General features: G+C 34.1%; 1 protein-coding gene. It reads left to right on the plus strand.

Translation table 11 applies throughout. From position 1 onward, the window contains the following. Positions 1–118: 118 nt before the first annotated feature. A partial coding sequence (locus tag GYB81_RS24620; RefSeq protein ID WP_218573899.1) for a hypothetical protein occupies positions 119–305 on the plus strand: 187 nt, incomplete at its 3' end.

The following is a 305-nucleotide window of genomic DNA, read 5'->3' on the forward strand; positions in this document are numbered from 1 at the left end:
CTTTTATCTTCAGTCCGTTATATTAATTTCTTAAAATAGAATCTCCTATGCCGAGATAATCGTCGATAGAGGGATTAAAAGAGGTATACAGCTACTTTATCAACATCCTGACGGACTGGTGGGTAAAATATCTCAACCATTTAATTTTGTGCTTTATATTTACCATGATATTCTTGATTGGCTTATAAAGATGGTCAACATTAAAAACGCCATACCAGGTAGAAAATTCAACATTGCAAATTTTGACAACGGTAACACCTGGTCGGCTTTGCTTCATGAACGCATGAATGCAATAAATAATATGT

The sequence above is a fragment of the Pseudomonas yangonensis genome, assembly GCF_009932725.1.
GTDB classification, from domain to species: Bacteria; Pseudomonadota; Gammaproteobacteria; order Pseudomonadales; family Pseudomonadaceae; genus Aquipseudomonas; species Aquipseudomonas yangonensis.